Here is a 22,998-nt window from a genome sequence, read left to right on the forward strand (position 1 = left end):
TTATGCCCCACTGCGTCATCCTCTACACGCCCAACGTCGATGCCATGACGGACATGGGTGGGCTATGCCGGTCGCTCGCCGACGCGATGCTCACGGTGCTCGATGAAGCGGGCAAGCAGGTGTTCCCCACCGGCGGCACGCGCGTCCTGGCCTATCCGGCCGCGCACTACGCGGTGGCCGACGGCAAGGGCGACTACGCGTTCGTGTACGTGAACGTGCGCATGGGCACGGGGCGCAGCGATGCGGTGAAGCAGAAGGCCGGTGACACCTTGCTGGAGGTGGTCAAGAAGCATTTCGCGCAGGTGTTCGACCAGAACCTCATCGGCATCACCGTGCAGGTGGACGAAAGCCCCGGCCAGGTCTACGACGCCAAGCACAGCACCCTCCATCCACTGTTCAACAAATGAGCTTCACCCAAGAACAGGTCCAGGCGCTCGCGCGCGAACTGCACGAGAGCGAACGCACGCGCGTGCAGGTGGAGCATTTCTCCAAGCGCTTTCCCGGCATGGCCATCGAGGACGGCTATGCCGTCTCGCGGGCCTGGGTCGCCTTGAAGGTTGCCGAAGGCCGCAAGCCCATCGGCCACAAGATCGGCCTGACCTCGCGCGCCATGCAGTTGTCCAGCCAGATCGACGAGCCCGACTACGGCACGCTGCTCGACGACATGTTGTTCGCGCCGGGCGACATCCCCATCGGGCGCTTCATCGCGCCGCGCGTCGAGGTGGAGCTCGCCTTCGTCCTCAAGCGCCGGCTCGAAGGCGAGCACGTCGGCGTCGAGGACGTGATCGCCGCCACCGAGTACGTCACGCCCGCCATCGAGATCATCGACGCGCGCATCGAGCAGTTCGACCGCACCACCAAGGCGCCGCGCAAGGTGCAGGACACCATCAGCGACAACGCCGCCAACGCCGGCATCGTGATCGGCGGGCGCAAGCTGCACCCGCGCGAGCTCGACCTGCCCTGGTGCGGCGCCATCCTGCGCTGCAACGGCATCGTGGAGGAGACCGGCCTGGCCGCCGGCGTGCAAGGCCACCCGGCGATCGGCGTAGCATGGCTGGCGAAGAAGCTCGCGCCCTGGGGCGAGGGCCTGCAGCCCGGCGAGATCGTGCTGGCCGGGTCGTTCACGCGGCCCGTGGCCGCGAAGGCCGGCGACGCCTTCGACGCCGACTACGGCCCGCTCGGGCGTTTCGAGTTCCGCTTCGTCCAGGAAGGACAACGATGAAGACACCGGTCAACGCATTCAAGAAGGCGATCGCCGAGAAGCGCACGCAGTACGGGCTGTGGGTCAGCCTGCTGGGGCCGTTGAGCACCGAGGTGTGCGCAGCCGCCGGATTCGACTGGCTGTTGCTCGACGCGGAGCACACGCCCAACGACCCCATGAACCTCCTGCAGCAGGCGCAGGTGATCGCCGGCTACCCCGGCGTGAACACGATCGCGCGCCTGCCCATGGGCCACGGTTTCGTGGGCCAGGCGCTGATCAAGCAGTACCTGGACATCGGCATCCAGACGCTGCTGGTGCCGATGGTGGACACGGCCGAGCAGGCGCGCGAACTGGTGCGCTGCATGCGCTACCCGCCGGAAGGCATCCGCGGGATGGCGGGCGCGCGCGCGTCGGGCTGGGGCCGCAACGCGAACTACGCGAAGGAGGCCAACCGCGAGGTCTGCCTGCTGGTGCAGGCCGAAACGCGCGAAGGCATCGAGAACCTCGACGAGATCGCCGCGGTCGATGGCGTCGACGGCGTCTTCATCGGCCCGTCGGACCTGTCGGCTTCTTTCGGCCACGTCGGCGACCCCTGGCATCCGGAGATGGAAAAGATCATCGCCGAGTCGTTCAAACGCATCCAGAAGGCCGGCAAGGCGGTGGGCATCCTGACGCTGGACGAGAAGCGCGCGAAGGAACACGTCGCGATGGGCGCGAATTTCATCGCCGTGGGCACCGACAGCAACCTGATGGTGAAAGGCACGACCGCGCTCGTCGCGGCCTTCAAGGGCGCCACTCCCACCAGCGGCAAGCCGCAGAACTACTAGGAGCCGTGCACATGAACGCCGTCCTCAAGACCCGCATACACCCCGACGAATGGGCCGCGCGCGTGCAGCTCGCGGCCTGCTACCGCATCTTCGACCTGCTGGGCTGGACGGAGATGATCTACAACCACATCACGGTGCGCCTGCCCGACAGCGTCACCGGCGGGCGCAAGCACTTCCTGATCAATCCCTTCGGCCTGCACTACAGCGAAGTGACGGCCAGCAACCTGGTGAAGATCGACACGGAGGGCAACAAGCTCGACGACAACCCGTGGCCGGTCAACCCGGCGGGGTTCACGGTGCATTCCGCGATCCACCAGCACATCCCCGAGGCGCATTGCGTGATGCACACGCACACCACGACGGGCCTCGCGGTGGCGTGCACCGAAGGCGGCCTGGCGCAGAACAATTTTTATTCCGCGCAGTTGCACGGCATGGTGGCCTACCACGACTTCGAAGGCATCACGGTGCACGCCGAGGAGGCGCCGCGCCTGCTGAAGGCCATCGGCGACAAGCCGGCGGTGATCCTGCGCAACCACGGCCTGCTCACCTGGGGCCGCACGGTGCCGCTCGCCTTCGTGACCCTGTGGACGCTGCAGCGGGCGTGCGAGATCCAGGTGGCGCAGGCGGCCCTCGGCCCGGCGATCCCGGTGCCCGAGGCAGTCGCGATCAAGACGACCTCCGACTCCTTCCAGTGGGACCAGCGCTTCGGCGGCGGGCAGGATGTCTTCGACGCGCTGGTGCGGCGCATCGACCGGACCGACACCAGCTACAGGAACTGATGAAGAAGATCTGCATCTACGGGGCCGGCGCCATCGGCGGCTGGCTGGGCGTGCGGCTGGCGCGCGCGGGCTGCGACGTGAGCGTGGTCGCCCGCGGCGCGACGCTGCAGGCGCTCGAGCAGCACGGGCTGCAATTGAAGATCGCCGGCGAGACGCTCGCAGCGCGCGTGCGCACCAGCGCTTCGCCGTCGAGCCTGGGCCTACAGGACCTCGTCGTCATCGCGGTGAAGTCGCAGGCGATGCCCGACGTGGCGATGAGCATCGGCCCGCTGCTCGGGCCGGAAACCGTCGTCCTCACCGCCATGAACGGCGTGCCCTGGTGGTTCTTCGAAAGCTTCGGCGGCGCTTTCGCCGGCACGCGCCTGAAAGCGGTCGATCCCGAGGGCACGATCGCCCGCGCCATTCCCGCGCGGCACGTGGTCGGCTGCGTCGTGCACGCCAGCTGCTCGGTCGAATCGCCGGGCGTCGTCAAGCACCATTTCGGCAACGGGCTGATCGTCGGCGAACCCGCCGGCGGCGAGTCGCCGCGCGTGCGCGAGCTGGCCGCGCTGCTGGCGAAAGCGGGCTTCGACGCCACCGTTTCCGCGCAGATCCAGAAGGACAGCTGGTACAAGCTGTGGGGCAACATGTCGACCAACCCCGTGAGCGCGATCACGGGTGCGACGACCGACCGCATCCTCGCCGACGACCTGGTGCGCGAGTTCACCAGCCGCGTGATGCTGGAGGCCAAGGAGATCGGCGCGCGCATCGGCGTGCCCATCGAGCAGATGCCCGAGGACCGCCACCAGGTCACGCGCAAGCTCGGCGCCTTCCGCACCTCCATGCTGCAGGACGTGGAAGCCGGCAAGAGCGTCGAGCTCGACGCGATCGTGACCGTGGTAAGGGAACTCGGCCAGCTCACGGCCGTGCCTACGCCGTTCACCGACGCGCTGCTCGGCCTGGCACGGCTGCACGCTCGCGTGCGCGGGCTGTATTAAGCTGGACGGGTCATGACGGCCCGCATCTCCGACGTCCACATCGCGCGCGAGGACGCGCTGCCAACGCCCCGGCAGTTGCGCGCCGCCCTGCCTTGCACCGATGCGCACGCCGACTTCATCGCGCACGCGCGCCAGACCGTGCGACGCATCCTGCGCGGCGACGACGACCGGCTGCTGGTGATCGTCGGGCCCTGCTCCATCCACGAGCCGGAATCGGCGATCGAGTATGCGCAGCGGCTGCTGGCCCAGGCGCAGCGCCTCGGCGACGCGATCTTCCCGGTGATGCGCGTGTACTTCGAGAAACCGCGCACGCGCATGGGCTGGAAGGGCCTCATCTACGACCCGACGCTCGATGGCGAAGGCGACATCGGCGCGGGGCTGCGCGCGGCGCGCCGCATCCTGATCGAGTGCGCGCGCCTCGAAGTGCCGGCCGCGTCCGAGATCCTGGATCTCGCGACGCCGCAGTACTACGCCGAGCTGCTGTCCTGGGGCGCCATCGGCGCGCGCACGGTCGAAAGCCCCTTGCACCGGCAGATGGCGTCGGCGCTGTCAGCGCCGCTCGGGTTCAAGAACGCCACCAACGGCAGCGTGCAAGTCGCCATCGACGCCATCCACGTCGCGGCCCAGCCGCACCGCTTTCCCTCCATCTCGCTGGACGGGCGCGCCATCGTCGTCACCACCACCGGCAACCCGGACACGCACCTCGTGCTGCGCGGTGCGTCGACGGGCCCCAACTACGACGAAGCGAGCGTCACGCGCGCGGCGACGGCGCTGCAGGAGGCGGGCCTGCCGCCGCGCCTGCTCGTCGACTGCAGCCACGGCAACAGCTCGAAGGACTGGCGGCGCCAGCCCGAAGTCGCGGCCGACTTGGCGCGGCAGGTGGCGAAGGGCCCGGGCCCCATCGCCGGCGTGCTGCTGGAAAGCCACCTCGTCGAAGGCCGCCAGGACATCACCGACGGCCGCCAGGGTCTGCGCTACGGCCAGAGCGTGACCGACGCGTGCATCGGCTGGGACGCCACGGTGGCGGTGCTCGACGGCCTCGCGCACGCGGTGCGCAGCCGGCGCGCGGCATGACCGGCGGCACGGCTACCAAGGCGATCAGCGGCGCCGCGTTCGCGACGCTGCTGCTGATCGCGTTGATGATGGGCGCCAACCACGTGGCGGCGCGCATCGCCTTCAACCACGGCGCCGACGTCGCGACCGCCGTCGTCTTCCGCAGCGGCGTGACCGCGCTGGTGCTGCTCGCGATCATCGCGGCGCAGCGCGTGCGCTTCACGTTCACGCCGCGCCACAAGCGCATGCTGCCCGTCATCGGCCTGCTGATCGGCGTGCAGAGCCTGTGCCTGTATTCGGCGGTGGCGCGCTTGCCGGTCGCGCTGGCGCTGCTGGCGTTCAACACCTACCCGATCTGGGCGGCCTTCTGGTCGCGCGTGGTCTACGGCCACAAGCCCGAGCGCGCGATGCTCATCGCGATGCCGGTGATCCTGTTCGGCCTGGCGCTGGCGCTCGACGTGCTGGGCGCGGCCTCGGGACTGGGCGCCGCGGGCCAGTGGGCGCGCATCGGCGCGGGCGTCGGCTTCGCGCTGGCGGCGGCCGGCACCTTCGCGCTGGCGCTGGTGATCACGCAGCACGAAGCCGGCGACGTCGACGGCCGCGTGCGCACCGCCACCACCATGTGCATGGCCGGCCTCGTCGCGCTGGCGAGCGTCGCCGTGCAAGGCGGCTTCCACCTGCCCACGGCGCCGGCCGGCTGGGGCGGGCTGGCGGCGCTGACCTTCCTCTACGGCACCGCCTTCACCATCATGTTCACCGTGCTGCCGCGCCTGGGCGTGGTGGGCAACTCGGCGATCATGAACGTCGAACCGGTGTTCGCGCTGGTGCTGGCGTGGCTGGTCCTGGGCCAGTCGATCGCGCCGGTGCAGGTCGTGGGCGCGCTGATCGTGGTGGGCGCCGTGATGGCGCTGGGGATGCGCAAGCGCTAGCCGTCGACGCTCGTCGGCACGCGCGGCGCCAGCGCGCACATCAATTCATAGCCGAGCGTGCCGCCGGCCTTGGCCGGCTCGTCGATCGCCAGCACCGCGCCGTTGGCCGCGCGCCCCCACAGCGTGACCTCGCTGCCGATCCGGGCCTGCGGCACGAGCGTGAGGTCGACGGTGAGCATGTCCATGCTGACCCGCGCGACGAGGCGCGTGCGCACGCCGTCGACGAGGATGGGCGTGCCGGTGCTGCAATGGCGCGGGTAGCCATCGGCATAACCGCACGCGACGATGCCGATGCGGATCGGCGCATCGGCGGTGTAGGTCGAGCCATAGCCCACGGTGTCGCCGGCCTTGAGTTCCTGCACCCCGATCAGCTTCGACGACAGCGTCATGGCCGGCTGCAGGTCCCAGTGCGCGATGTCGTTCACCGGGTAGTCCGGCGCGCTGCCGTACGCCGCGATGCCGGGGCGGATCCAGTCGCCGCGCACCGCCGCGTCGGAGCCGAAGCGCAGCGCCGCCGCGCTGTTGGCCAGCGTGCGCTCGCCGGGCAGGTCGCGCGTGACCTCGGCGAACACGCGCACCTGCTCGGCGACGCCCTTGTCGCCGTCGGCATCGGAGAAGTGCGTCATGAGGCCGATCTCGTCGACCTGCGGCAGGGCATCCAGCCGCGTCCACGCGGAGCGGTAACGCTGCGGCGCGAAGCCCAGGCGGTTCATGCCCGAGTTCATCTTGAGGAACACCTTGTGCGGCGCGTGCGTCTTGTGCACGGCCAGCATGTCGATCTGCTCGTCGCAGTGCACCGTGTGCCACAGGTTCAGGCGCGAGCACAGCTCCAGGTCGCGCGCCTCGAACACGCCTTCGAGCAGCAGGATGGGGCCGCGCCAGCCCAGCGCCCGCACGCGTTCGGCCTCCTGCAGGTCCAGCAGCGCGAAGCCGTCGGCGCCGCGCATCGCCTCGTACACGCGCTCGATGCCGTGGCCGTAGGCATTGGCCTTGACCACGGCCCACACCTTCGCGTCGCCGGCGGCGCGGCGCAGGCGCACCAGGTTGTGGCGCAGGGCCGCGGGGTGGATGGTGGCGCTGATCGGGCGGGGCATGGCCTTCGAATTTTGGCACTACACCGCGTGATATAACCCCCTGTCGCTTGGAGACAGCCACAAGAATCGCCGCCCATCAGGCCGGCTGATGCGCACACACCCGGATGAAGCGCGGTTTTTACACGTTGATGTCGGCCCAGTTCTTTTCGTCGCTGGCCGATCAAGCGCTTTTCGTCGGGGCCGTCGAGTTGATCAAGTCGGGCGGCGGGCCCGAGTGGCAACGCGCCGCGCTGGTGCCGATCTTCGCCCTCTTCTACGTCGTGCTCGCGCCCTGGCTCGGCGCCTTCGCCGACGCCTGGCCCAAACGCAGTGTCATGTTCGTGAGCAACGCGATCAAGGTCGTGGGCTGCCTGATGATGCTGTTCGGCTCGCACCCCTTGCTCGCGTACGCGGTGGTCGGCCTGGGCGCCGCCGCCTACTCGCCGGCCAAGTACGGCATCCTCACCGAGATGCTGCCGGCCTCGCAGCTGGTGAAGGCCAACGGCTGGATCGAGGGCCTGACGATCGCCTCGATCATCCTGGGTATCCTGCTGGGCGGCCAGCTGGTGGGCAACGCGATGTCCAGCCGCCTGCTGGCGCTGGACTTCCCCGTCATCGATACCGGCATCGACACGCCGCCCGAGGCCGCCATCGCGGTGCTGATCTTCATCTACGCCATCGCCGCGTGGTTCAACACGCGCATCCCGCTCACGGGCGTGGAGATGCGGCCGATGCCGAAGAACCCGCTGGAGCTGGTGCCCGATTTCTGGACCTGCAACTCGCGCCTGTGGCGCGACAAGCTGGGGCAGATCTCGCTGGCCACCACCACGCTGTTCTGGGGCGTGAGCGGCAACCTGCGCTACATCATCCTGGCGTGGAGCGCCGCGGCGCTGGGCTACAGCACCACGCAGGCCTCGTCGCTCGGCGGCGTGGTCGCCATCGGCACCGCCGTGGGCGCGATCGTCGCGTCGGTGCGCATGCGCCTGGATTCGGCGACCAACGTGATCCCCATGGGCATCCTGATGGGCGTGCTGATCATCGTGATGAACTTCATCCACAACGTCTGGGTGGCCGCGCCCTTCCTGATCCTGCTGGGCGGGCTGGGCGGCTTCCTGGTGGTGCCGATGAACGCGCTGCTGCAGCACCGCGGCCACAACCTCATGGGCGCGGGCCGCTCGATCGCCGTGCAGAACTTCAACGAGCAGGCCTGCATCCTGGGGCTGGGCGCCTTCTACAGCCTGTCCACGGGCCTGGGCCTGACGGCCTTCGGCGCGATCACGGCCTTCGGCCTGGTGGTGGCCGGCATCATGTTCGTGATCCACCAGTGGCACCGCAGCAACTGCGTGAAATACGCCGAGGAACTCGAGCACCTGCTGCGCGTGGCGCGCCACGACAACGTGCATGCCGCCGAGTGAGCGCCCGGGCGTCGCGCCCGCGCTTGCGCTCATGCTCAACGCCTTCGTGTGGGGCGTGTCGTGGTGGCCCTTCCGCGAACTCCAATCGCTCGGCCTGCACCCGCTGTGGGCCACGGCGCTGATCTACGCCGTGTCGCTGGCGCTGCTGCTCGCGGTGCGGCCGCAGGCGTGGCGGGGGCTGGCGCGCGAACCGATGCTGTGGGTGCTGCTGGCGGCCGCGGGCTTCACCAACGTCGGCTTCAACTGGGGCGTGACCGTCGGCGACGTGGTGCGCGTGGTGCTGCTGTTCTACCTGATGCCGGCATGGACCGTGATCCTCGCGTGGATCATGCTCGGCGAGCGGCCGACGCGCTGGTCGCTGGTGCGCCTCGTGATCGCGATGGCCGGCGTGGTCATCGTGCTGAAGACGCCCGAGACACCCTGGCCGGTGCCGCAGTCGCTGCCGGACTGGCTCGCCATCGCGGGCGGCTTCAGCTTCGCGCTGACCAACATCGTGCTGCGCCGCCTGCGCCACGTCGAGGCGCCGGCGCGCATCTTCTCGATGTTCGCGGGCGGGGCGCTGCTGGCCGGCGCGTCGGCGCTGGTCGGCATGGGCGCGGGCGTGGTGCCGGCGCTGCCGGCGCCGCAGCTGGCGTGGACGGCCGTCGGCCTGGCGCTCAGCCTCGGCTTCCTCGCCAGCAATGTCGCGCTGCAGTACGGCGCGGCGCGGCTGGATGCGCATGCGTCGGCGCTCATCATGCTGTCGGAGATCGTGTTCGCCAGCGTGTCGTCGGTGGCGCTGGGCGCCGCGGTGCTCACCTGGCGCATCGCGGTCGGCGGCGCCTTGATCCTCTTCGCCGCGGTGTGGTCGGCGTGGGACGGGCGCACAATAGGCGACCCATCCGCGAGAGGAGACGCGCCATGACCACCATCTACGACTTCGAGGCCCAGCAGATCGACGGCAAGACGGTGCCGCTGTCCAAGTTCAAGGGCAAGCCGATGCTGATCGTGAACACGGCCAGCGCCTGCGGCTACACGCCGCAGTTCGCGGGGCTGGAGGAACTGCACAAGGCCTATGGCGGCAAGGGGCTGGTGGTGCTGGGCTTCCCGTGCAACCAGTTCGGCTCTCAGGACCCGGGCAGCAACGAGGAGATCTCCAGCTTCTGCCAGGTGAACTACGGCGTGAGCTTCCCGATGATGGCCAAGATCGACGTCAACGGCTCGGGCGCGCACCCGCTGTACCAGTGGCTGACCAAGGAAGCGCCGGGCGTGCTGGGCACCACGTCGATCAAGTGGAACTTCACCAAGTTCCTGGTGGGCAAGGACGGCGAGGTGATCAAGCGCTTCGGCCCGCAGGACGAGCCCAAGTCGCTCAAGAAGGATATCGAGAAGGCGTTGGCCTGACGCGCTACGCCGCGCGCTGCTCGCGCTGGCGGTCGTTCAGCCGCAGCAGGTCGGCCAGCGTGCGCCCCGGTTCGTCGCGGAAGCGCTCTTCCATCGTGCGCAGCTTGGCGATGCGGTCGATGCGGAAGGTGCGGAAGTCGTTGCGCCGTTCGCACCACGCCGACAGCGTCCACACCTTGCCCCAGTAGAAACATCCCAGCGGCCGCAGCACGCGCTCGCTGGGCTGGTCGCTCAGGTCCATGTAGTGCACGTGGACCTTGCGCCTGTCCTGCACCGCCTCGCGCAAGGCCTGCAAGGTCTGCTGCGACTGCTGCGACAGGCCGCCGTCGCCCGCGTACACCGCCAGCGCCTCGGCGGCCACGCGCGCGTCGACCGGCAGCACCGACAGGATCTTGCCCAGCGCATCCTCGGCGCCTTGGGCCAGCGCCGGGTCCATCCATTGCTGCGCCAGGCGCACCGACGCGACGAGCGACTTGGCCTCGTCGTGCGTGAACATCATGGGCGGCAGGTCGAAGCCCGCGCCGAGGCGGTAGCCCAGGCCCGCCTCGCCCTCGAGCGGCACGCCCTGCAGCTGCAGGTCGGCGACGTCGCGGTAGATGGTGCGTTCGGAGACTTCGAGCCGCTGCGCGAGGTAGCGCGCGGTCGTGAGCCGCCGCCCGCGGATCAGCTGGATGATGTGGAAAAGTCGGTCGGCTCGGCGCATGGGGCAGTAAAAATACCGCATTGCGCGCCCGAGCGCACCTACCCCTCCTGCCACAGACTTGTCAGGAGGGGGATAGGGCCGAGTCCAGCACCTCGACCCAGTGCTTCACCGGGGTGGAAGTGCCCGCCTGCAGGTGGGTGATGCAGCCGATGTTGGCGGACACGATGGCAGCAGGCTCCAGCTCGCCGAGGTGGCGCAATTTGCGCTCGCGCAGCTCGTGCGCGATGTCCGCGTGCAGCACGGAATAGGTCCCGGCCGAGCCGCAGCACAGGTGCGATTCGGCGGGCGCCAGGCGCACGTCGAAACCCAGCTCCGCCAGGCCGCGCTCGACGCCGCCGCGCAGCTGCTGGCCGTGCTGGAGCGTGCACGGCGGGTGGAAGGCGAGCACGCCGCCCGCTGCGCGCACGCGGCCGCGCAGCGGCTCGACGAGCGCCGGCAGCAGCTCGCTCAGGTCGCGCGTGAGTTCGCTGATGCGCCGGGCCTTCTGCGCGTAAGCCGCATCGAGCTGGAGCGCATGGCCGTAGTCCTTCACCGTCACGCCGCAGCCCGACGCGTTCATCACGATGGCTTCGACCTCGCCGCGCTCGATGAACGGCCACCACGCGTCGATGTTGGCGCGCATCTGCGCCCGGCCGCCCTCCTGGTCGTTCAAGTGGAAGCGGATCGCGCCGCAGCAGCCGGCGCCCTTCGCGACGACCGTCTCGATGCCCGCCGCGTCGAGCACGCGCGCTGTCGCGGTATTGATGTTGGGCATCATCGCGGGCTGCACGCAGCCTTCGAGCAAGAGCACCTTGCGCGAGTGACTGCGCGTGGGCCAAGCGCCCGCGTGTTGCGGCTTCGGCACCTTGTCGCGCAGCACGCCCGGCAGCAGCGGCCGCACGGCCTGGCCGACCTTCATCGCCGGTGCGAACAGCGGCGACGTCAGGCCCTCCTTGAGCAGCCAGCGCACCGTGCGCGAGCCCAGGCCGCGCTTCACCTTCTCGTCCACCACGCGCCGGCCGATGTCGACCAGCTTGCCGTACTCGACGCCGCTCGGGCAGGTGCTCTCGCAGTTGCGGCAGGTCAGGCACCGGTCCAGGTGCAGTTGCGTGTCGCGTGTGGGCTCGTGGCCTTCCAGCACCTGCTTGATCAGGTAGATGCGGCCGCGCGGGCCGTCCAGCTCGTCGCCCAGCACCTGGTAGCTGGGGCAGGTGGCCGTGCAGAAGCCGCAGTGCACGCAGCGGCGCAGCACCGCTTCGGCTTCGCGGCCCTCGGGCGTGTCCCGGAACTCCGGCGAGAGGTGGGTCTGCATGCGTCAGAAGTCCGGGTATAGCCGGCCGCGGTTGAAGACGCCGGCCGGGTCGAATTCGCGCTTGAGCTCGCGGTGGATGCGGTCCAGCGGCGGCGCAAGCGGCGTGAAGCGCTGCGTCGCGCCGGCGTCGCGCGGCCGGAACAGCGTGGCGTGGCCGCCCGCGCGTTGCGCGGCGTCGCGGATGCGCGCGCCCTCGCCGGGGCGCGCCTGCACCCAGCGCTGCGCGCCGTGCCATTCGACGAGCGTGTCGCCCAGCTCCAGCACCGGCGCCGTCTGCGGCACCGAGATGCGCCACAGGTCGCCGCCCTCGCGCGGCGCGAACCCTGGCAGCCGCTGGTCGCGGCACGCCAGCCATTGCGGCGCAGCCTCTTCGCTTCGCAACCGCTCGCCGCCGAGCGTGCGGCACGCGGCATCCACCGCGGCCACCGCGCCGCGCAAGCGCAGGGACAGCGTGCCGCGTCCCTGTTCGGCCGCCCACCAGCTCGCGTTGAGTGGCAAGGGCTGGCCGCCCCATTCGTTCAGGCGCCGCAGCGCTTCGGCCTGGGTCATGTCGAAGCGCAGCGTCGCTTCCGCTGGCGCGACGGGCAGCACCTTGAGGCTCACCTCGGCGATGAGGCCCAGCGTGCCGAGCGCGCCCACCATCAGGCGCGAGACGTCGTAGCCGGCGACGTTCTTCATCACCGTGCCCCCGAACGAGAGCAACTCGCCGCGGCCGTTCACGATCGTCACGCCCAGCACGTAGTCGCGCACCGGGCCGGCGCTCGCACGTGCGGGGCCCGCAAGGCCGGCGGCGACCATGCCGCCAACGGTTGTGCCTTCCGCAAAGTGCAGGGGCTCGAACGCGAGGCACTGGCCGCGTTCGGCCAGCACGGCCTCCAGTTCGGCCAGGCGCGTGCCGGCGCGCACGGTCACGACGAGCTCGCTCGGTTCGTACGCGGTGATCCCCGACAGGCCGAGCGTGGAGAGTTCTTCCCCGCGTGCCGGTTCGCCATAGAAATCCTTGGTCCCGCCGCCGCGGATGCGCAGCGTTTCGCCGCGCTGGGCGGCGTCACGGATGCGCTGGGTCACGGCCTCGACGGACATGCGCGCATGGTAATTGGCGCGCCGCGTGCGCCCGCTTGAAATTTTCGGGATCAGGCCCTGACGAAATTGACCGGCAGGCCCGGCACGTCGACCCGCGTGGCGATCACCCCGTGATCCACGCCGGTGACGAAGAGCGTGCGCAAGTCGTCGCCGCCGAAGCACGGCATGGTCGGGCTGCGCATGGGCACATCGATGTCTTCGAGGATTTCGCCCCCAGGCGACAGTTTCAGCAGCCGCCGGCCTTCGTACATCGCGCACCAGTAATTGCCTTGTGCGTCGACGCTCGCGCCATCCGGCCTGCCGCCATAGCCCGGCTGGCCCGGCTGCCACCCGGCCGGCTTCGGTGGGAACTGGCGCAGCAGGCGCTCGTTGCGCATCGCGTTCGTGTTCGCATCCCAGTCCCATTGGCGGATCACGTGTTGCGGCGTGTCGGTCCAGTAGAGCGTTTTCGCGTCGGGCGACCACGCGAGGCCGTTCGCCGTGGTGGCATTGCCGGCCTTGAGCGTCACCAGCGGCGCACCGCCGTTGCCGTTGTCGGGCCGCAGGTCGATGCAGAAGAGTTCGGCCTTGCGCTCGTCACGCGGCTCGTAGATCGTGCCGGCCCAGAAACGCCCCAGCGGGTCGGCCTTGCCGTCGTTGAAGCGGAACTTCGACGTGTCGTGCTCGAAGGGGACCACGCAGGTGAGTGCCGTGCCCCACTCGCGCGTGCGCCACATGCCGTCGCGCAGCGCCACGATGAGCCCGCCGCCTTCGACGGGCGCGATGCAACCGGGCTCGCTGGGCATCTCCCAGCTTTCGGTGGCGCCGCCGGCGCTGCGGCGCTTCAGCAGGCGCGCGGGGATGTCGACCCAATACAGGCAGCGTTCGTGCGGGTGCCAGAACGGCGATTCGCCCAGGCGATCGGGCTCGCCCGTCACGCGCTCCCAGTCCCTCATGCGCGGCGCTCCACCTCGATCGTCATCTGCGCCGACAGGGTCTCGCCCGGGCCCAGCGTGACCAGGCCGAGCGCTGCGGGATCGCCGCCCTGCGCCAGCGCCAGCGCGTTGTTGACGTGGCTCACCGGCTCGATGGCGATGTGGTCGCGCGCCGGCGTCGTGAAGACGACGATGCGCGTGAGGTTCGAGCGCACGCGGATGTCGAACAGCGCGTCGCGCAAATGCGCCACGCCGTCCCAGCCGTCGAAACAATGGTCGACGTCCAGCGCCGCGATGTCGCCCGCGATGCCGCCGTTGGCGACGCGCCGCGTCGGCAGCTTGTCGTCGCCCATCTCCCAGCGGCCGGCCGTCTTCACGGCCAGCTGGGCGCCGGGACGCTTGACGAAGAAGGGATGCCAGCCGAGGCCCGCGGGTGCATCGCGGCCCGACTGGTTGGTGAGGGCCAGCGTGAACTCGGCCGCCTTCGGTGTCACACGGATCGTCTGCGAGGCATCGAAGGCGAACGGCCACGACGCGTCGGCGGCGTGCTCGAAGGAGAGCAATGCGTAGGAAGGCTCGCTGTCCAGGACCTGCCACGCGCGCTGCCAGCCGATGCCGTGGATGGCGTGCGGCTCCGTGCCGTTGTTGCGCACCAGCGGATGCAGCGTGCCCTGCCACTGCAGCGTGGCGCCGCCGATGCGGTTGGAGAACGGCACCAGCGGGTAGCTGCCCGACTGCCGCGCCGTCTCCAGCGGCACGGGCGCGGGACGCAGCACCGGCTCGCCGCCAAGCACCAGCTGCGTGACGCAGCCGCCCAGCCGCGGCTCGATGCGGCAGATGAGTTCGCCAGCGCGCAGTTCGACCATCGGCGCATTGTGCGCCGGGGACAAAAAAAGGGCCCGCTTCAGCGGGACAAAAAAAAGGCCCGCCGGTGGGCGGGCCAATATCCAAAGGAGATCCTTGCTGTTCTTGTTCTTCGGTGATCAGCGGTTGTAGGCCGTCTCGCCGTGGCTGGAGATGTCCAGGCCCTCGCGCTCTTCCTCTTCGGTGACGCGCAGGCCGATCACGATGTCGACGATCTTGTAGGCGATCAGCGAGACCACGCCGGACCAGACGATGGTCAGGATGACGGCCTTGAACTGGATCCACACCTGGTCGGCGATGCCGCTCGAGCCCACCGTGGCCGTGACCCAGTCGGTCACCAGGCCGGGGCCGCCGAGCGCCTGCGTGTTGAACACGCCGGTGAGCAGCGCGCCGACGATGCCGCCGACGCCGTGCACGCCGAACACGTCGAGCGAGTCGTCCGCGCCAAGCATCTTCTTCAGGCCGTTCACGCCCCACAGGCACATGAAGCCGGCGACGAAGCCGATCACGATCGCGCCCATCAGGCCGACGTTGCCGCAGGCCGGGGTGATCGCCACGAGGCCGGCGACGGCGCCCGAGGCGGCGCCCAGCATGGAGGCCTTGCCCTTCATCAGCGCTTCACCGATGCACCAGGCGAGCACCGCGGCGGCGGTGGCCGAGAAGGTGTTCATGAAGGCCAGCACGGCGGTGTTGCCGGCTTCCAGCGCGGAGCCCGCGTTGAAGCCGAACCAGCCCACCCACAGCAGCGAGGCGCCGACCATCGTGAGCGTCAGCGAGTGCGGCGTGAAGGCTTCCTTGCCGTAGCCCACGCGCTTGCCGATCATGTACGCGCCCACCAGGCCCGCCACGGCGGCGTTGATGTGCACCACGGTGCCGCCCGCGAAGTCGAGCGCGCCCCATTGCCAGATCAGGCCGGCCTTGGCGTTCACGGCATCGACCACTTCCTTGCCCGTGTAGGCGTCGGGGCCCATCCAGAACCACACCATATGGGCGATCGGCGCGTAGCTGAACGTGAACCACAGCACCATGAAGAGCAGCATCGCGCTGAACTTGATGCGCTCGGCGAAGGCGCCGATGATCAGGCAGCAGGTGATGGCCGCGAACGTGGCCTGGAAGGCCATGAACAGCAGCTCGGGGATGTAGACGCCCTTGCTGAAGGTCGCGCCCATCGCGAACTCGCCCTTGGCGGGATCGAACAGGCCCTTCATGAACACGCGGTCGAAGCCGCCGACGAAGGAGTTGCCCTCCGTGAACGCCAGGCTGTAGCCGTACAGGCACCACAGCACCACGATCAGCGAGAACGTGACGAAGACCTGCATCAGCACGCTGAGCATGTTCTTGCTGCGCACGAGGCCGCCATAGAACAGCGCCAGTCCGGGGATCGACATCATGATGACGAGCAGCGTGGCGACGATCATCCAGGACACGTCGCCCTTGTTCGGCACGGGCGCGGGTGCGGCCGATGCGGTGGCGGCGGCGCCCGAAGCGGCGACGGCGGCGGCAGGCGCCGCAGCCGGCTTGGCTTCGGCCGAGGCCGTGGCGGCCGCGGGGGCGGCCGCTGCCGGGGCGGATGCGGATGCAGCCGCCGGCGGGGTCTGGGCGAGCGCCGAGGCGCTGCCCGCGAGGAGGCCCAGGCCGAGGGCCAGGCTAGCGAGGAGGTGTTTCATGGTTCGTCTCTTGTCTCTTGAGAGGGGCCGCTTTACAGCGCCTCCTTGCCGGTTTCGCCGGTGCGGATCCGCACCACTTGCTCCAGGTCGTAAACGAAGATCTTGCCGTCGCCGATCTTGCCGGTGCGGGCAGCGCCCTCGACGGCTTCGATGACGCGCTCGACCAGGTCGTCGGCAACCGCCGCTTCGATCTTCACCTTGGGCAGGAAGTCGACGACGTATTCGGCGCCGCGGTACAGCTCCGTGTGGCCCTTCTGGCGGCCGAAGCCCTTCACCTCGGTCACGGTGATGCCTTGCACCCCGATGCCGGAAAGGGCTTCACGCACCTCGTCCAGCTTGAAGGGCTTGATGATGGCAGTGACAAGTTTCATGTGTGCTCCTTTGGATGGACGCGCCCGCCGTCAAAACGAGTGCGTGTACTTCACCCCGACGACCACCGTGTCGTTGCCGATGTAGCGGCCGCCGAAGTCCGTGTAGAACGCGCGGCGCGCGTTCGAGCCGACGTAGGCGGCGCTGGCGGAGAAGCCGTTGCCGAAGTCCTTGGCCAGCGTGAGCGAGTAGTCGGTGTAGCTCGCGATCGAGGTGTTGCGCACGGTCTGGTGGCCGATGTGCGGCGTCAGCGCCAGGCCGTTGCCCAGGTCGAAGCCGGCGCTGAGGTCCCAGTAGCTGGAGCCGCCGCTGTTCAGCACGCCGAGCAGGTTGCCCATCGTGCGGTTGTACTTGAGCGTGAACATCTTGTAGCCGGCGCCGAGGTACCACTCGTTGGTGTCGGCCTTGCCGACCAGGCCCGCGCCCGGCGTGCCGGCGTCGCCCGAGTTGTTGCCCGGGTAGCGGTAGGTGATCAGGCCGACGTCCAGCGTGAAGCCGTCCAGCACTTCCTTCTTGAAGCCGCCGTACAGGTCCCACTCGTAGCCGCCCTTGGTGGCGCCGTTGAAGTCCTTGACCCACTTCACGTTGGACAGGAAGGTGCCGGCGTAGAAGCCGCTCTTGTGGGAGAAATCGACGCCGCCCTGCAGCGCGGGCTTCTTGGAGGTTTGCGCGATGCCGCGGAAGCGGTAGTCGCTGACCAGGGCCACGTTGGCCGACAGGCTGTAGTCGGGCTCGGGAGCGGCGGGTGCGGTCTGCGCGAAGGCAGCGCCGGACAGGCTCAGGGCCGCGAGGGCCAGTTTCGGGGCGAGCTTCTTCGATTGCACTTCAAGTTCTCCTGATGAAAAGGGAAGGGACGAAGCCAGCCCATGCACGGACCATGCCATCGCCCAGCTGGAGTAGGAGGCGGTCGGCGGGGCCCCATGCCCCGGCGTTAACCGGAAAGAAGCCGGTTTCGCGCACGCGTGTGGTGCGCGGAGGCCCCGGCGTGCCGCAGCAAGGGGTGCTACGCACCCAAATGGGGAGGGAAATCGGGATGAGCCTGTCTTTGGTGCAAAGCCGCGCCCTGATCGGCCTGCAGGCCGCCGCGGTGACGGTGGAAGTGCACCTGGCCAACGGGCTGCCCAACTTCACGCTGGTCGGGCTCGCGGACGTGGAGGTGAAGGAGGCCCGCGAGCGGGTGCGCTCGGCCTTGCAGAACTGCGGGCTGGAGTTCCCGCACAACAAGCGCATCACGGTGAACCTGGCTCCGGCCGACCTGCCCAAGGACTCGGGCCGTTTCGATTTGCCGATCGCGTTGGGCATCCTGGCGGCCAGCGGCCAGATCGACGGCGCGCGGCTGGCGGGCCATGAATTCGCGGGCGAGCTGTCGCTGTCGGGCGAGTTGCGCCCGGTGCGCGGCGCGCTCGCCATGAGCCTGGCGCTGCACGCCAGCGGCGCGGCGGCCCAGCTGGTGCTGCCGCCCGGCAGCGCCGAAGAGGCAGCGCTGGTGCCGCAGTCACGCGTGTACCGCGCCGACCACCTCCTGGATGTGGCGCGCCAGTTCATGCCGGCGCAGGACGGCGAGCCGCCGCGCGAGGGCTGGGCGCGCGTGTGCGCGGTGGCGCACGCAGAAGAAGCCGTGTATCCCGACCTGTCGGACGTGAAGGGCCAGGCTGTGGCCAAGCGCGCGCTCGAGATCGCGGCGGCGGGATCGCACAGCGTGCTGATGCTGGGCCCGCCGGGCTCGGGCAAGTCGATGCTGGCGCAGCGCTTCGCGGGCCTGCTGCCGCCGCTGTCGGTGGACGAAGCCTTGCAGTCGGCGGCCATCGCCAGCCTCGCCGGGCGCTTCTCGGCCTCGGGCTGGCGCATGCGGCCCACCTGCACGCCGCACCACACGGCGAGCGCGGTGGCGCTGGTCGGCGGAGGTTCGCCGCCGCGGCCCGGGGAGATCTCGCTGGCGCACAACGGCGTGCTGTTCCTCGACGAGCTGCCCGAGTTCCCGCGCGCCGCGCTCGAGGCGTTGCGCGAGCCGCTGGAGACGGGCCGCATCACGATCTCGCGCGCCGCGCACCGCGCGGAGTTCCCGGCGCGCTTCCAGTTCGTCGGTGCGATGAACCCCTGCCCGTGCGGCTGGCTGGGCACCGTGCACCGCCACTGCCGCTGCACGCCGGACCAGGTCGCGCGCTACCAGTCCAAGTTGAGCGGCCCCTTGCTCGACCGCATCGACCTGCACGTGGAGGTGCCGGCGATGCGCGCGGAGGAACTGCTGCACGCGCCCGCCGGCGAAGGCACGGAGCGCGTGCGCGAGCGCTGCGCCAAGGCACGCGAACGCGCGATCGAGCGCCAGGGCAAGGCCAACCAGGCGCTGCAGGGCCGGGAGATCGACACGCACGCGGCGCTCGACACCGCCGCGGCGAAGTTCCTCAACCTCGCGTCGGCGCGGCTGGGATGGAGCGCGCGGGCCACGCACCGCGCGATGAAGGTGGCGCGCACCATCGCCGACCTGGCGGGCGCCGCGACCACGCAGGCCGAGCACGTGGCCGAGGCGGTGCAGTACCGGCGCGCGCTCGCGGCGACAATCGCCGCATGACGCAGTCCCCGGCGGCGCACGACCGCCGATTCGTCCTCTGGCTCTCGGTCGCGCAGCTCATCACCTGGGGCAGCGTCTTCTACGGCTTCTCCCTGCTGATGGAGCCGGTCGAGCGCGAGCTGGGCCTGACGCGCGCGCAATCGTCGCTGGCCTTCAGCCTGGCCCTCTTCGCCGAAGGCGCGGCGGCCTTTCCCATCGGGCGCTGGATCGACGCCGGCCACGAGCGCGCCGTGATGACGGGCGGCTCGCTGCTGGCGGGCGTGTGCCTCATCGTCCACTCGTTCGTGCACTCGCAGGCCGCCTTCTACGCCGTGTGGCTGTTGCTCGGCGTGGCGCTGGCGGGCACCTTGTACAACCCGGTGTTCGCGGTGGTCACGCGCCGTTTCCCGCAGGACTTCCGCCGCGCCATCATCACGCTCACCTTCCTGGGCGGCCTGGCCAGCACGGTGATGATCCCGATCTTCGCGGGGCTCATCTCCGCGATGGGCTGGCGGCAGGCGCTGTGGGTCCTGGCGGGCTTGCAGCTGCTGGTCTGCGCCCCGCTGCATTTCGTGCAACTGCGCAACGCCCCGGGGCCGGTCGTGCATGCGCATGCGGTGAAGCCGCCGCACGAGCACATGACCAGCGCGCCCTACATCCTCATCGGTGTTTTCACCGTCGGCATGATGGCCGTGACCGCCGCGCTGCCGCCGCACATGATCAGCCTGCTGCGCGGCGCCGGCCTCGACGAGAAATGGGTGATCGCGATCCCCGCGAGCATCGGGGCGATCCAGGTGCTCGGCCGCCTGCTGCTGTTCTTCTTCGAGCACCGCTTCGACGTGCACGTGGCCAACCGCACCATCCCCATGCTGATCCCCATCAGCCTGGCCTTCCTGCTGTTCGCGGGTGGCTACGTGTGGGGCGCGGCGCTCTTCGTGATCTTCTTCGGGCTGGGCAACGGGATGATGACGATCGTGAAGGGAACGGCCATCGCGCAGTACGTGAGCCGCGAGAACATCGGCGCGCTCACGGGCGCGCTCGGCCCGCCGACGGCCGTCGCCCGTGCGGTCATGCCGTGGCTGTTGGGGTCGCTGTGGACGGCCCAGGCCGGCTACAGCGTGGGCCTGTCGGTGCTGATCGCCATCTGCGCTGCGGGCGCCGGCGCGCTGGTGCTCGCGCAGCGCATCGCGCTGAAGCGCTAGAGGTTCGGCGCCAGCAGGCGCTGCAGTTCCTCGATCCGCGCGCCGCGGCGCCGCGCCAGGTCCTGCAGCTGGTCGTCGCCGATCTTGCCGACGTTGAAGTACGTGCTCTCGGGGTGCGAGAGGTAGAAGCCGCTCACGCTCGCCGCCGGCGTCATCGCCAGGCTCTCGGTCAGGCCCATCTCGGCCTCTTCCGCGCGCAGCAGCTCGAACAGGTCGCGCTTGACGCTGTGGTCGGGGCACGCCGGGTAGCCCGGCGCGGGCCGGATGCCGCGGTACTTCTCGGCGATCAGTTCGTCGCCCGAGAGCGATTCACCCGCCGCGTAGCCCCACAGGTCCTTGCGCACGCGCTCGTGCATCGCCTCGGCGAACGCTTCGGCGAGGCGGTCGGCCAGCGCCTTGAGCATGATGGCCGAGTAATCGTCGAGGTCGTCGAGGAAGTACTTCTCCTTCTTCTCGACGCCGATGCCGGCCGTCACGGCGAAGGCGCCGATGTAGTCGCGCGCCACGCCCTTGGGCGCGATGAAGTCCGCCAGGCACCGGTTGGGCCGCATCTGCCCTTCGATCTCGTGCTTCTCGGTTTGCTGGCGCAGCCCCCACCAGGTCATGAGCGGGTGCGAACGCGATTCGTCGGCGTAGACCTCGATGTCGTCGTCGTTCACCGTGTTGGCGGGCCACAGGCCGACCACCGCGTTGGCCGTGAGCCAGCGCCCCTCGATCAGGCGCTTGAGCATGCGCTGGCCGTCGGCGTACACGCGCACGGCCTCGGTGCCCACGACCTCGTCCTTCAGGATGTCGGGGAAGCGCCCGGCCAGGTCCCAGGTCTGGAAGAACGGGCCCCAGTCGATGTACTTCGCCAATTCCGCCAGGTCGAAGTTCTTGAAGACGCGCCGGCCGATGAACTTGGGTGCGGGCGGCGTGTAGCCCGCCCACTCGATGCGCGTCTTGTTGGCCCGCGCCTGCGCCAGCGGCACCAGCGGCACCTGCTTCTTGTTGGCGTGCTGCACGCGCACGCGCTCGTAGTCGGCCTCGACTTCGGCGATGTACTTCGCCGCCTGGTCGGACAGCAGGCCCTGCGCGACGCTCACGCTGCGCGAGGCGTCGGGCACGTAGACCACCGGGCCTTCGTAGTGCGGCGCGATCTTCACCGCCGTGTGCACGCGGCTGGTCGTCGCCCCGCCGATCAGCAGCGGGATTTTCTTGATGCGGAAATGCTCGTCCTTCTGCATCTCGCTGGCGACGTACTGCATCTCCTCCAGCGACGGCGTGATCAGGCCCGACAGCCCGACGATGTCCGCGCCCTCGACCTTGGCCTTGGCGAGGATCTCGTGGCACGGGACCATCACGCCCATGTTCACCACCTCGAAGTTGTTGCACTGGAGGACGACGGTGACGATGTTCTTGCCGATGTCGTGCACGTCGCCCTTGACGGTGGCGATCACGATCTTGCCCTTGGAGCGGATCTCCTCGCCTGCCGCGGCCTGCTGCTTCTTCTCTTCCTCGATGTAGGGAATGAGGTGCGCCACGGCCTGCTTCATCACGCGCGCCGACTTCACCACCTGGGGCAGGAACATCTTGCCCTGGCCGAACAGGTCGCCCACGATGTTCATGCCGTCCATGAGCGGCCCTTCGATCACGTTGAGCGGCCGGCCGCCCCTGGCGACGATCGCCTGGTACGCCTCTTCGGTGTCGGCGACGATGTGGTCGGTGATGCCGTGCACCAGCGCGTGCGCGAGGCGCTGCTCGACGGGGTGGCCGCGCCATTCGTTCTTCTTCGTGTCGTCCTTCGCCGCGCCCTTGGCGGCCTCGGCGATCTCGATCAGGCGCTCGGCCGCGTCGGGGCGGCGGTTGAGCACCACGTCCTCGACGCGCTCACGCAATTGCGGCTCCACCTCGTCGTACACACCGACCATGCCGGCGTTGACGATGCCCATGTCCATGCCGGCCTGGATCGCGTGGTACAGGAACACCGTGTGGATGGCCTCGCGCACCGGGTCGTTGCCGCGGAAGGAGAAGCTCACGTTCGACACGCCGCCCGACACCTTGGCGCCCGGCAGGTTCTGCTTGATCCACTTCGTCGCCTCGATGAAGTCGACGGCGTAGTTGTCGTGCTCCTCGATGCCCGTGGCGATGGCGAAGATGTTGGGGTCGAAGATGATGTCCTCGGGCGCGAAGTCGACCTCGTCCACCAGGATGCGGTAGGCGCGCTGGCAGATCTCGGTCTTGCGCTGGAAGGTGTCGGCCTGCCCCTTCTCGTCGAACGCCATCACCACCGCCGCCGCGCCGTAGCGCTTGACCAGCGTGGCCTGCCGCTTGAACTCCACCTCGCCTTCCTTCATCGAGATGGAATTGACGATCCCCTTACCCTGGATGCAGCGCAGGCCGGCCTCGATGACGCTCCACTTGGACGAGTCGATCATCACCGGCACCTTGGCGATGTCGGGTTCGCTCGCCATCAGGTTCAGGAAGCGGACCATGGCGGCCTGGCTGTCCAGCATGGCCTCGTCCATGTTCACGTCGATGACCTGCGCGCCGTTCTCGACCTGCTGGCGCGCGACGGCCAGGGCCTTTTCGAACTCGCCCGCGAGGATCATGCGCGCGAAGGCCTTGGAGCCGGTGACGTTGGTGCGCTCGCCGATGTTGACGAACAGGCTGCCGCGGCCGATGGCGACGGGTTCGAGGCCGGAGAGGCGAAGCGGGGGGACGGTGGGCGCGCTCATGTC

The 22,998-nt window shown here is 69.5% G+C and carries 22 protein-coding genes; 12 read left to right on the forward strand and 10 right to left on the reverse strand.

Annotated features, from left to right (window positions below; all coding sequences use genetic code 11):
- Window positions 1-2: 2 nt before the first annotated feature.
- Genes WG903_RS03170 through WG903_RS03200 form a run of 7 tightly spaced genes read left to right on the forward strand, consistent with a single transcriptional unit; the run spans window position 3 to window position 5,766 of the window.
- A complete protein-coding gene (locus WG903_RS03170) occupies window positions 3-407 on the forward strand; it encodes a 5-carboxymethyl-2-hydroxymuconate isomerase (RefSeq protein ID WP_340072755.1) in 405 nt (134 codons plus the stop codon).
- Window positions 404-1,222, forward strand: a complete 819-nt coding sequence (hpaH, locus tag WG903_RS03175; protein WP_340072756.1) for a 2-oxo-hept-4-ene-1,7-dioate hydratase — start codon at window positions 404-406, stop codon at window positions 1,220-1,222. The genes WG903_RS03170 and hpaH overlap by 4 nt, the downstream gene beginning before the upstream one ends.
- A complete protein-coding gene (locus WG903_RS03180; RefSeq protein WP_340072757.1) occupies window positions 1,219-2,028 on the forward strand; it encodes an HpcH/HpaI aldolase family protein in 810 nt (269 codons plus the stop codon). The genes hpaH and WG903_RS03180 overlap by 4 nt, the downstream gene beginning before the upstream one ends.
- An 11-nt stretch (window positions 2,029-2,039) precedes the next feature.
- Window positions 2,040-2,807 (forward strand): class II aldolase/adducin family protein, encoded by a 768-nt coding sequence (locus tag WG903_RS03185; protein ID WP_340072758.1) that lies wholly within the window; start codon window positions 2,040-2,042, stop codon window positions 2,805-2,807.
- Window positions 2,807-3,784 (forward strand): 2-dehydropantoate 2-reductase, encoded by a 978-nt coding sequence (locus WG903_RS03190; protein WP_340072759.1) that lies wholly within the window; start codon window positions 2,807-2,809, stop codon window positions 3,782-3,784. Before WG903_RS03185 ends, WG903_RS03190 begins: the two co-directional genes overlap by 1 nt.
- A gap of 12 nt (window positions 3,785-3,796) precedes the next feature.
- Window positions 3,797-4,858: a 3-deoxy-7-phosphoheptulonate synthase gene (locus WG903_RS03195; RefSeq protein ID WP_340072760.1), complete on the forward strand. Its 1,062-nt coding sequence runs from the start codon at window positions 3,797-3,799 to the stop codon at window positions 4,856-4,858.
- Window positions 4,855-5,766, forward strand: coding sequence for an EamA family transporter (locus WG903_RS03200; RefSeq protein ID WP_340072761.1), 912 nt, complete (start codon window positions 4,855-4,857; stop codon window positions 5,764-5,766). Before WG903_RS03195 ends, WG903_RS03200 begins: the two co-directional genes overlap by 4 nt.
- Here the strand turns inward: WG903_RS03200 and alr are convergent.
- Window positions 5,763-6,860: an alanine racemase gene (gene alr, locus WG903_RS03205; protein WP_340072762.1), complete on the reverse strand. Its 1,098-nt coding sequence runs from the start codon at window positions 6,858-6,860 to the stop codon at window positions 5,763-5,765. The genes WG903_RS03200 and alr overlap by 4 nt on opposite strands.
- 104 nt (window positions 6,861-6,964) lie before the next feature.
- Between alr and lplT the strand changes: the two genes are divergently transcribed.
- The 3 genes from lplT to WG903_RS03220 are packed head-to-tail and all read left to right on the forward strand — an operon-like array spanning window position 6,965 to window position 9,637.
- Complete coding sequence (gene lplT / locus WG903_RS03210; protein WP_340072763.1) at window positions 6,965-8,254, forward strand: lysophospholipid transporter LplT; 1,290 nt, start codon at window positions 6,965-6,967, stop codon at window positions 8,252-8,254.
- A complete protein-coding gene (locus tag WG903_RS03215) occupies window positions 8,241-9,158 on the forward strand; it encodes a DMT family transporter (RefSeq protein WP_340072764.1) in 918 nt (305 codons plus the stop codon). The genes lplT and WG903_RS03215 overlap by 14 nt, the downstream gene beginning before the upstream one ends.
- Complete coding sequence (locus WG903_RS03220) at window positions 9,155-9,637, forward strand: glutathione peroxidase (RefSeq protein WP_340072765.1); 483 nt, start codon at window positions 9,155-9,157, stop codon at window positions 9,635-9,637. The genes WG903_RS03215 and WG903_RS03220 overlap by 4 nt, the downstream gene beginning before the upstream one ends.
- 4 nt (window positions 9,638-9,641) lie before the next feature.
- On the opposite strand, the gene WG903_RS03225 is transcribed toward WG903_RS03220, so the two are convergent.
- The 8 genes from WG903_RS03225 to WG903_RS03260 form a co-directional block, all read right to left on the reverse strand.
- Window positions 9,642-10,340: a helix-turn-helix transcriptional regulator gene (locus WG903_RS03225; protein WP_340072766.1), complete on the reverse strand. Its 699-nt coding sequence runs from the start codon at window positions 10,338-10,340 to the stop codon at window positions 9,642-9,644.
- 61 nt (window positions 10,341-10,401) lie between these two features.
- Window positions 10,402-11,631 carry a glycolate oxidase subunit GlcF gene (glcF, locus tag WG903_RS03230; RefSeq protein WP_340072767.1) on the reverse strand — a complete coding sequence of 410 codons (1,230 nt, stop codon included), beginning with the start codon at window positions 11,629-11,631 and terminating at the stop codon, window positions 10,402-10,404.
- Window positions 11,632-11,634: 3 nt separating this feature from the next.
- A complete protein-coding gene (gene glcE, locus WG903_RS03235) occupies window positions 11,635-12,714 on the reverse strand; it encodes a glycolate oxidase subunit GlcE (RefSeq protein WP_340072768.1) in 1,080 nt (359 codons plus the stop codon).
- 50 nt (window positions 12,715-12,764) lie between these two features.
- On the reverse strand, window positions 12,765-13,649 hold the full coding sequence (locus WG903_RS03240; RefSeq protein ID WP_340072769.1) for an SMP-30/gluconolactonase/LRE family protein: 885 nt from the start codon (window positions 13,647-13,649) through the stop codon (window positions 12,765-12,767).
- Complete coding sequence (locus WG903_RS03245) at window positions 13,646-14,494, reverse strand: aldose 1-epimerase (protein WP_340072770.1); 849 nt, start codon at window positions 14,492-14,494, stop codon at window positions 13,646-13,648. Before WG903_RS03245 ends, WG903_RS03240 begins: the two co-directional genes overlap by 4 nt.
- Before the next feature lie 117 nt (window positions 14,495-14,611).
- Window positions 14,612-16,159, reverse strand: a complete 1,548-nt coding sequence (locus WG903_RS03250) for an ammonium transporter (RefSeq protein ID WP_340072771.1) — start codon at window positions 16,157-16,159, stop codon at window positions 14,612-14,614.
- Window positions 16,160-16,191: 32 nt separating this feature from the next.
- Window positions 16,192-16,530: a P-II family nitrogen regulator gene (gene glnK, locus WG903_RS03255; protein WP_187080279.1), complete on the reverse strand. Its 339-nt coding sequence runs from the start codon at window positions 16,528-16,530 to the stop codon at window positions 16,192-16,194.
- A gap of 30 nt (window positions 16,531-16,560) precedes the next feature.
- Window positions 16,561-17,352, reverse strand: a complete 792-nt coding sequence (locus WG903_RS03260; protein WP_340072772.1) for a TorF family putative porin — start codon at window positions 17,350-17,352, stop codon at window positions 16,561-16,563.
- Between the two features lie 209 nt (window positions 17,353-17,561).
- Here WG903_RS03260 and WG903_RS03265 point away from each other — a divergent pair, with 209 nt between their 5' ends.
- Both WG903_RS03265 and WG903_RS03270 read left to right on the forward strand, forming a co-directional pair.
- On the forward strand, window positions 17,562-19,097 hold the full coding sequence (locus tag WG903_RS03265) for a YifB family Mg chelatase-like AAA ATPase (RefSeq protein WP_340072773.1): 1,536 nt from the start codon (window positions 17,562-17,564) through the stop codon (window positions 19,095-19,097).
- Window positions 19,094-20,278, forward strand: a complete 1,185-nt coding sequence (locus tag WG903_RS03270; RefSeq protein WP_340072774.1) for an MFS transporter — start codon at window positions 19,094-19,096, stop codon at window positions 20,276-20,278. The genes WG903_RS03265 and WG903_RS03270 overlap by 4 nt, the downstream gene beginning before the upstream one ends.
- Here WG903_RS03270 and metH read toward each other — a convergent pair.
- Window positions 20,275-22,995: a methionine synthase gene (gene metH / locus WG903_RS03275; RefSeq protein WP_340072775.1), complete on the reverse strand. Its 2,721-nt coding sequence runs from the start codon at window positions 22,993-22,995 to the stop codon at window positions 20,275-20,277. The genes WG903_RS03270 and metH overlap by 4 nt on opposite strands.
- Between the last annotated feature and the right edge of the window lie 3 nt (window positions 22,996-22,998).

Source organism: Ramlibacter sp. PS4R-6, from assembly GCF_037572775.1.
GTDB lineage: Bacteria > Pseudomonadota > Gammaproteobacteria > Burkholderiales > Burkholderiaceae_C > Ramlibacter.

What these genes read in the sequence shown, in the direction of transcription:
- WG903_RS03170 (WP_340072755.1), top strand. Translation starts at nt 3, where the DNA reads ATGCCCCACTGCGTCATCCTCTACACGCCCAACGTCGATGCCATGACG.
- hpaH (WP_340072756.1), top strand. Translation starts at nt 404, where the DNA reads ATGAGCTTCACCCAAGAACAGGTCCAGGCGCTCGCGCGCGAACTGCAC.
- WG903_RS03180 (WP_340072757.1), top strand. Translation starts at nt 1,219, where the DNA reads ATGAAGACACCGGTCAACGCATTCAAGAAGGCGATCGCCGAGAAGCGC.
- WG903_RS03185 (WP_340072758.1), top strand. Translation starts at nt 2,040, where the DNA reads ATGAACGCCGTCCTCAAGACCCGCATACACCCCGACGAATGGGCCGCG.
- WG903_RS03190 (WP_340072759.1), top strand. Translation starts at nt 2,807, where the DNA reads ATGAAGAAGATCTGCATCTACGGGGCCGGCGCCATCGGCGGCTGGCTG.
- WG903_RS03195 (WP_340072760.1), top strand. Translation starts at nt 3,797, where the DNA reads ATGACGGCCCGCATCTCCGACGTCCACATCGCGCGCGAGGACGCGCTG.
- WG903_RS03200 (WP_340072761.1), top strand. Translation starts at nt 4,855, where the DNA reads ATGACCGGCGGCACGGCTACCAAGGCGATCAGCGGCGCCGCGTTCGCG.
- alr (WP_340072762.1), bottom strand. Translation starts at nt 6,860, where the DNA reads ATGCCCCGCCCGATCAGCGCCACCATCCACCCCGCGGCCCTGCGCCAC.
- lplT (WP_340072763.1), top strand. Translation starts at nt 6,965, where the DNA reads ATGAAGCGCGGTTTTTACACGTTGATGTCGGCCCAGTTCTTTTCGTCG.
- WG903_RS03215 (WP_340072764.1), top strand. Translation starts at nt 8,241, where the DNA reads ATGCCGCCGAGTGAGCGCCCGGGCGTCGCGCCCGCGCTTGCGCTCATG.
- WG903_RS03220 (WP_340072765.1), top strand. Translation starts at nt 9,155, where the DNA reads ATGACCACCATCTACGACTTCGAGGCCCAGCAGATCGACGGCAAGACG.
- WG903_RS03225 (WP_340072766.1), bottom strand. Translation starts at nt 10,340, where the DNA reads ATGCGCCGAGCCGACCGACTTTTCCACATCATCCAGCTGATCCGCGGG.
- glcF (WP_340072767.1), bottom strand. Translation starts at nt 11,631, where the DNA reads ATGCAGACCCACCTCTCGCCGGAGTTCCGGGACACGCCCGAGGGCCGC.
- glcE (WP_340072768.1), bottom strand. Translation starts at nt 12,714, where the DNA reads ATGTCCGTCGAGGCCGTGACCCAGCGCATCCGTGACGCCGCCCAGCGC.
- WG903_RS03240 (WP_340072769.1), bottom strand. Translation starts at nt 13,649, where the DNA reads ATGAGGGACTGGGAGCGCGTGACGGGCGAGCCCGATCGCCTGGGCGAA.
- WG903_RS03245 (WP_340072770.1), bottom strand. Translation starts at nt 14,494, where the DNA reads ATGGTCGAACTGCGCGCTGGCGAACTCATCTGCCGCATCGAGCCGCGG.
- WG903_RS03250 (WP_340072771.1), bottom strand. Translation starts at nt 16,159, where the DNA reads ATGAAACACCTCCTCGCTAGCCTGGCCCTCGGCCTGGGCCTCCTCGCG.
- glnK (WP_187080279.1), bottom strand. Translation starts at nt 16,530, where the DNA reads ATGAAACTTGTCACTGCCATCATCAAGCCCTTCAAGCTGGACGAGGTG.
- WG903_RS03265 (WP_340072773.1), top strand. Translation starts at nt 17,562, where the DNA reads ATGAGCCTGTCTTTGGTGCAAAGCCGCGCCCTGATCGGCCTGCAGGCC.
- WG903_RS03270 (WP_340072774.1), top strand. Translation starts at nt 19,094, where the DNA reads ATGACGCAGTCCCCGGCGGCGCACGACCGCCGATTCGTCCTCTGGCTC.
- metH (WP_340072775.1), bottom strand. Translation starts at nt 22,995, where the DNA reads ATGAGCGCGCCCACCGTCCCCCCGCTTCGCCTCTCCGGCCTCGAACCC.